This is a genomic window from Mucilaginibacter hurinus (assembly GCF_003324525.1).
Classification (GTDB): Bacteria; Bacteroidota; Bacteroidia; order Sphingobacteriales; family Sphingobacteriaceae; genus Mucilaginibacter; species Mucilaginibacter hurinus.
Window position 1 is genome coordinate 300,911 of sequence record NZ_QGDC01000006.1, and the last position, 6,922, is coordinate 307,832.

At 44.0% G+C, this 6,922-nt stretch carries 6 protein-coding genes; 2 read left to right on the forward strand and 4 right to left on the reverse strand.

The window, feature by feature from the left end; genetic code table 11:
* Positions 1-7: 7 nt before the first annotated feature.
* Together DJ568_RS12740 and DJ568_RS12745 are read right to left on the reverse strand one after the other, a co-directional pair.
* On the reverse strand, positions 8-3,517 hold the full coding sequence (locus DJ568_RS12740) for a SusC/RagA family TonB-linked outer membrane protein (RefSeq protein WP_114005663.1): 3,510 nt from the start codon (positions 3,515-3,517) through the stop codon (positions 8-10).
* A 140-nt stretch (positions 3,518-3,657) separates the two neighbouring features.
* The gene (locus tag DJ568_RS12745) at positions 3,658-4,758 is read right to left on the reverse strand and encodes a FecR family protein (RefSeq protein WP_158534933.1); all 1,101 of its coding nucleotides are present in this window, start codon (positions 4,756-4,758) and stop codon (positions 3,658-3,660) included.
* A 225-nt stretch (positions 4,759-4,983) separates the two neighbouring features.
* Here DJ568_RS12745 and DJ568_RS12750 point away from each other — a divergent pair, with 225 nt between their 5' ends.
* Complete coding sequence (locus DJ568_RS12750) at positions 4,984-5,370, forward strand: YidH family protein (RefSeq protein ID WP_114005665.1); 387 nt, start codon at positions 4,984-4,986, stop codon at positions 5,368-5,370.
* A gap of 63 nt (positions 5,371-5,433) precedes the next feature.
* Here DJ568_RS12750 and DJ568_RS12755 read toward each other — a convergent pair whose 3' ends face one another.
* Both DJ568_RS12755 and DJ568_RS12760 read right to left on the reverse strand, forming a co-directional pair.
* Positions 5,434-5,625, reverse strand: a complete 192-nt coding sequence (locus tag DJ568_RS12755; protein ID WP_114005666.1) for a hypothetical protein — start codon at positions 5,623-5,625, stop codon at positions 5,434-5,436.
* An 88-nt stretch (positions 5,626-5,713) separates the two neighbouring features.
* The gene (locus DJ568_RS12760) at positions 5,714-6,250 is read right to left on the reverse strand and encodes an RNA polymerase sigma-70 factor (RefSeq protein WP_233496686.1); all 537 of its coding nucleotides are present in this window, start codon (positions 6,248-6,250) and stop codon (positions 5,714-5,716) included.
* A gap of 390 nt (positions 6,251-6,640) precedes the next feature.
* Here DJ568_RS12760 and DJ568_RS17645 point away from each other — a divergent pair, with 390 nt between their 5' ends.
* Positions 6,641-6,802: a helix-turn-helix domain-containing protein gene (locus DJ568_RS17645; RefSeq protein ID WP_114005668.1), complete on the forward strand. Its 162-nt coding sequence runs from the start codon at positions 6,641-6,643 to the stop codon at positions 6,800-6,802.
* Positions 6,803-6,922 lie beyond the last annotated feature (120 nt).

A 6,922-nucleotide genomic window follows, 5' to 3' on the forward strand; every position in this document is an offset into this window, starting at 1 on the left:
AATTGTTTTAAAGTGAGGCCCGGATACCTACCGCGTAATTCGGAGGGATCGGCATAGAAGTACTGGTATTGATAAAATCGGGGTCGATACCTGATTTGTTAGCACGCCAGATGATCCCGAGATTATTACCGTTGAGAAAAACCTGAGCGGATCTTACCGGAAGCCATCTGTGTTGTTGCTTTGTGAACTGGTAACCGATCGTGACATATTGAAGGCGAATATTATCAGACCGCTCAGTCAGAACCTCGGATGCATTATAAAGATCGTCCCGGGCCGGTACAAGAGGGTAAATCATAGAAGGAATATTGGTCGAAAGTTCGTCTCCGGGCTTTTGCCAGCGTTTTGTATAATCAGGGTGACTTAGGCCTATAGTAGCAACTGACCGGTAGTCAATAGATCTGCGTCTGAAATAGGCACCAAAACTGTAGGTCAGACGAGTTGCTAATGACAGGTTTTCGTAGGAAAATGTGTTTCCCCACGAACCGAACCAAACCGGGAACCTGGGACCGCTATAAACCAGATCATTTACTGTAGTCCCTGCGCCGGTGATCGCGGCGTAATCTTTTGACCGCTGACCGTTAAGATAACCTACCGGATCTCCTGTCTCGTCTAATCCTGCGTAACGGTAAGAGAATAAGGACCAGACCGGAAAACCTTCTACCGGAGTTTTCGAGCCGTTCACATAGTAAAAGCCACTGTTAGAGGTCTGGTAATATTTAGTGACCTTATCTTTATAGAAATTTACGTTCGCAGAGGAAGTCCATTTGATCAAACGGTCGATGATCTTACCGTTAAGTGCAAGATCGATGCCTTGTCCTGCCATAGCCCCGACATTTTTTGTCACGGTCGCGATGTTGAGACCGGCAGTATAATCTACGGGCACAGTTGCATACAGATCTGTCGCATTTTTGCGGTAATAGTCCAGCGTTAAGGTTAGACGGTCATTTTTTGTTCGCAGGTCAAAGCCTATATTAATAGTCCTGATCTTTTCCCAGCGCAGATCGGGGTTAGCAAAGTTCGATACGGCAGAAATAGGGCCGCCTGTATAAATAGATGTGTTTACGTAGGAAATCGTTGTCAGCGCCGAACGTGACGGATCTACATTCCCGCTGAACCCATAGGTCCCTCTTATCTTCAAATAAGGGATGGCCTCGGAATGGTAAAAGCTTTCTTTCGAGACGTCCCAGCTCAGACCTGCCGACCAAAGCGGTGTCCATTTATCATTCGTGTTTACGCCGAAAATATTAGAGCCGTCACGCCTGCCACTGATCGAAACAGTGTATTTGTTGTTATAAGTGTAAGCGCCGTTGAAATAAGTGGAAAGAAAACGGTAGTCCGACTGATTTAAAGAGTTTACGAAGGGTATGGTCGTCTGTTCATTGGTCAATGAATTGGTGAAGAATTGCGAGTACCGAACTGCCGCAACAGTTAATACATCACTGTTATATCCATAATTACGGTCAAAAGTATTACTGGTAATATTGTTTCTTAACTCCTGGCCGGCAAGTAAGGCAACGGAATGCGCTCCCCAGTTTTTTGAGTAATTCAGCTGTGCCCTTAAGGAGTGTGAGGTCAGATCAGTACGCTGTTTGTCCAGTATGCCGCCGACAGGGATATTTCTCGTCACCGTAGTTCCGCTGACAGATGTAAAAGAATTGATCAGGTTCCGGGCATAATAACTTTGAAGTTCATTGACAGTATTTCCATCGACCGTCTGTTTTTCATACTGGTATTTGATATCCAGAGTAATATCCCCGGTCAGTTTATAATCGACACCAAAATTAGCCAGAATGTCATGGGTCTTCGAACGCTGATAGCTGTAATCACTATTAGTTAAAGGGTAATAATTCCAGTCCAAAAAATTCCCGGTTTTCATCAGCGCATCTTTTTTATCCTGATTGTAGGTCTGACCAACGGCTATCGCATTGCCATCGTTATCGGCCAGGAAAGTATAAGGCTGTATGGGATTGATGCTGCCAAAGGATGGATCTCCTGATTTCGTATTGGCGATTGTAAACCTTAAAGAGGTATTGAATTGAAGATCTTTAAGAAGTTTGTAACTGGCCTGGTATTTCAAATTAAGTCGATCATTGGATGCCTTTATTTGATTAAGATCGTTCTCATAGGCTATCCCGAAAAGATAGGAAGACCGGTCACTACCGCCGGTAATATTAGCGCTGTATTGCTGATTCACGGCTTGGCGATACAGGTACTTCGAAAAATCATCACGGACATCATGGCGGCCAAAATTTGAGATCAATTCATCAGCCTTTGCTTGTGTGATAAGGCCATTTTTTGCTTGGTTCAATAGTTGTACTACAGGTGATACCACTGGCGCTAAGGGACTGCTTAGCTGGTTTGTGTAATATCCTTTATCAAACAATGATCGCTCAAATCCGATATAATCATTGCTGCTCATCTGGGTTAGATAGTTAAAGTTCGGCTTCGCTGCTATGGTCACGCTGGCGTTCGCTTCTACCTGTAAGGGTTGATTGTATCTCCCTTTTTTTGTAGTTATTACAATGACGCCGTTGCCCGCTCTGGTGCCCCAGATCGATGCAGCGGCGGCGTCTTTCAAAACGGTTATGGATTCAACCTCGTTTGGGTTCAGGTTATTAAGATCACCTTCGTAAGGGAAATTATCGACAACAATGAGCGGGCTGGTGGGGCCGTTGATCGAACTTAGTCCCCTGACCATGATTTGCGAAGTTCGGGTTGCGTCATTCCTGAAAACAGACAATCCGTTCGTGATTGATTCTAAACGGCTGAGAATATCAGGCGTAACCTGTTGGTTGAATAGTTCCTTACCGACAGTTGTAAAAGAACCGGTGGCTCTTTCTTTTGGAAGGGTTTGATAGCCTGTTGAGACCACGCTTACCTCGTTTAATCTGGCATTCGTCAATTTGAGGATAAACGACAGTTGAATTGATGCATTTTTTATCTCCATAGCAGCTATAGTATAGCCCAGGAATGAGGCGCTGACCCTATTCCCGACATTGCCTGTTATGCTGAATTGCCCATCAGCGTCGGTGATCGATACGCTCCCTGACGTCTCATTTCTGATGGTCGCTCCAGGTAATGTATTTCCTACAGAATCAGTTACTTTCCCTCTGATCAGGTTTTCGTTTTTGGAATCTTTTCTGATGGTCGTAATTGTTTCTTTTCGGGTCACGACGACAATCTTTTCTTTGATCTCGTATTTTAGGGGTTGGGTCTTAAAGATCGTTTCGAGCACAGCGCCGACAGGCTTATCGGCCACATTGATGGTTACCGGCTTGGAGGCTTCAAATACTTCACTGGATGCCAGAAACTCAATTCCGGACTGATCGCTGATCGCCAGAAATACCTTCCTCAATGGGGCGTTCGTTTCTTTGAGCGTGATGTTTTGTGAAAGAACACTAAGAGAAAATGCTACAAATAGCATGGTGAGGTAGGCCTCTTTGATATATGACCGCCTGCGATGGACATTGGCGCGCATAGGAGTGCCCGCCTTACTTTTTAGGTAAAATTGATACATTTGCAATACATGGGTTTATGGCTGCTTTCATTTTTCGGATGCGGCAGCCGTTCGATTAATAGATTATTGATCACCTGTAATAAGCCTTGGGGCCGGTAGCAGCCGGCACCCAGGGCTTTAATTAACTATTCTGATCTTGGTTACTTCATTAAGATGACCCTCCTTCCTTCCACTTTAAAATGAACGGTTTGTGTTGCTTCCAGCGCTTTTAGCACCTGGTCGATGTTTTTAGCGCGGGATATTTTGCCATTAAGTCGCTGGTCAGGCGCATCAGGAGTGTAAGTTACTTCGACATTATACCAGCGGGATAGCTTTCGCATGATGCTGTGAATGTCTTCGTCATTGAACCGGAAATAGCCATTTTTCCAGGCTAACGATTCTTCAATGTCTGCGTCGCTCACTGTCAGGTTATTACCGGACAGGAAGGCTTGCTCACCGGGTACCAATATTTTTTTTGATCCGTTGCTGGTCGCTATCTGAATTTTGCCTTCAGCAAGCGTCGTTTTAACAGACGGCTCATCGGCGTAGGAATTTATGTTAAAGTGGGTACCTAATACGGTTACGGACTGTTGCCTGGTTTTTACGATGAAGGGATGAGCTTTGTCCTTTGCTATTTCAAAATAGGCTTCGCCCTCCAGGTAGACGGTCCGTTCCGCCTGGTTCTTGAAACTTGCGGGAAAATCCAGTGAGGTATTCGCGTTGAGCCAAACCTTGCTGCCATCAGGTAAGATAAGTTGCCACTGACCGCCTTTCGGCGTGGTCAGGTTGTTTTGACCAGTTGCGACCTTTTGTTCACCTAACACGTCAGTATAAACGACCTGGCCTTTGTTAGCCTTAGTAACGTTGTTTGCGATGTGGCCGGTCGAAGTAAGGGTAAGATCGACCTTATGCCCGTTAGACAGAGTGAGAATAGCTTGGTCAGAACCAGGAAGAATAACCTCGGCTGAGGTGGTGCTGGAGTTGTCTTTATCAGGAACGATCATATAAAGCACCGCAGTGAACAGGATACCGATCGTAACTGCTGCTGCTGCCAGTTTTAAGCCGATCTTTAGGAAAGCTGTTTCATTACCGGGCAATTCCCGATAGACTTTTTTTGCGATCGCCCCGATCTTGCGCGGCGCAAGATATGGTTCCTGTTCATTGAAGTGCAGGTACCAGGCTTCCAGAAGTGCTTTCTCGTCTTCGGTACAGGTTCCATCGTGATATTTTTTAAACAGGTCTTTAAGTTGTTCCTTTTCCATTTCAGGCAATTTTTCATTCTTGATCGGAAGCCAAGACGGGATCAAAATGAAAAAAGGAAGAGGACTTACTTTTTTTATATATCCGAGTACGCGGATTTCAGCTGAGCGCTGATACTTGGGTGCTGACTCCACATTTTGTGCAAACCTGCTGCACCAAATTTTGTTGAGTTGTAAATCAGCTGATTCAAATGCAGGAAGTCTGATTTTGATCTGACTATCTTCTATATGATACCCGAACAACAAAGACCAAAAGCAACCGCCAGTGATCATTTAGCTAATGAACGTACTTTTCTTGCTTGGATCAGGACGAGTATCGCATTAATGGGCTTCGGTTTTGTCGTAGTGAAATTCTCGCTTTTTGTCCGGCAGTTATCACTTGCTGTCACCGGCCACGCGGTAACGCCGGTTAAAGGTTTCTCTGGTGTTATTGGTATGTGTTTGGTAGCGATAGGTGCCTTAACGGCTTTGATCGGCTTTCTTCGTTATCGGCGTGTCGAAAAGCAGCTTATGGATCAAAGATTTTATCCGTCGTCCCGCTTGTTACTTATTTTGACGGTAGCTGTCATCGCTGGCAGTATGTTACTGCTTTACTATTTATTGCCTAATCTTTAGTAAGGGTGGTTGGTGTGAAGCCCGATATGCATCATGCGCTTCCTCCGGCTTGGTGTTGATCTATCAGTGTTCGCTCTTGATATTCTTGACTTTATTATCGGCCAGCCATTTTAAAAAGGCTTGTATGTTTTTCGGCGTATAATGAATAATACTCCCGTCTTTTAACATTATAGTTACCATACCAACCGCAGCGATGTATTTGCTTAATTCATCGGCTTCGTGATCAAAATCGGGGAATTTCTTGGAAATGCTCATAGTTTAGGTTTTTGCTGATCAGAACAAAGACGGAATGTACCGATAAAAAGGAAGATGCCTGTACTTTTTTAGCAAGCCGTCGCAGATCTTACAAATTTATCAGGAAAGTAATAAGGGCCAGGCTGCCCAATTTGGTTTTAATTAACCGCAAGGCATTATTCACCTGTTTGGAAACATTGTTTTCGGTGGTATGTAACTGCGCGGCTATTTCTTTATATGACAGTTCTTCTATTCGGCTCATTTCAAAGACCTGGCGCATTTTGGGTGGTAACTCGTTAACTGCTTTTTCGATATAACCTTTTAGCTCATTTTCGCGAATACGATGATCGGTAGGCGGTCCGGGGTTTGTTTTCCAATAATCGTGAAGTGAGTCAACATATTTGGTTCTTACTTTTTCGTGTGCGAAATGATCGAAGATCTTATTCCTGACAGCGACAAATAGATAACCGGCCAGGTTGGTGACCGGTAAGTTGATGTCTCTTTTGAACCAAAGAGTAGCGAAGACGTCCTGAACAATGTCTTTGGCTTGTTCTTCGTCTTGGAGTTTTTTGTAGGCGTGGGTGAAGATCAGGAAGAAATAGCGATGATAGATCTCATTATAGGCTGAATGGTCCGACTCTTTCAAAAGTCGTAAAAGTTCAATTTCGGAAAGGTTTTTATGACCGGCCATCAGCTAACATTTTAAATGTTTGCCTCTGACGGTTGGTGTGGCGGTATTAATATGGCCGGAACCCACCTGTCATGTCGCTTGGCTCTGGTAAGCCATCCTCTTTCGAGGTTATCACCATGACATAAGCGAGCTCCGGCCCTATTGGAATATAGGGGTGCGGAACTACACTTACCTTCGCTGATGAATTTACCAGATTTAGCGGCGAGGCTCGTTAGCAGCTCTTATGTTTTATTTTAAGAAGCTGCAAAAATATACAATTCAGTTCTTTAAATATCGCTAATATAAGCAATCGGGACATTTATAAGTGTCATAAAATGATTTTATTTTCTATTTTTTTATTGCTTGATGTCCACAGAGAGCAATAAAACACCGATTGAACAACATGTAATTGATTTTGTAACAGCACTTCGTCATAAAAATAATCTACGTCAGGAAGACATTGCTATTATAATTGGGGTAAGTAGATCTTATATAAATAACATCGAGTCTGGAATAAAAGGTGTATAATACGGAGAAGTTGACCAGGTGATTCCGTGGCAAATTGACCACCCAAAGTGCTGGCGAACGAGCGCAGCAAACGCTGTAGAAGCGTTGTCAAAAGTAGTTATTTAAAGATGATTTTCCAGA

Coding starts and splice junctions, on each gene's coding strand:
- DJ568_RS12745 (WP_158534933.1), bottom strand. CDS start 4,758: ATGGAAAAGGAACAACTTAAAGACCTGTTTAAAAAATATCACGATGGA.
- DJ568_RS12740 (WP_114005663.1), bottom strand. CDS start 3,517: ATGTATCAATTTTACCTAAAAAGTAAGGCGGGCACTCCTATGCGCGCC.
- DJ568_RS17645 (WP_114005668.1), top strand. CDS start 6,641: ATGTCCACAGAGAGCAATAAAACACCGATTGAACAACATGTAATTGAT.
- DJ568_RS12750 (WP_114005665.1), top strand. CDS start 4,984: ATGATACCCGAACAACAAAGACCAAAAGCAACCGCCAGTGATCATTTA.
- DJ568_RS12755 (WP_114005666.1), bottom strand. CDS start 5,625: ATGAGCATTTCCAAGAAATTCCCCGATTTTGATCACGAAGCCGATGAA.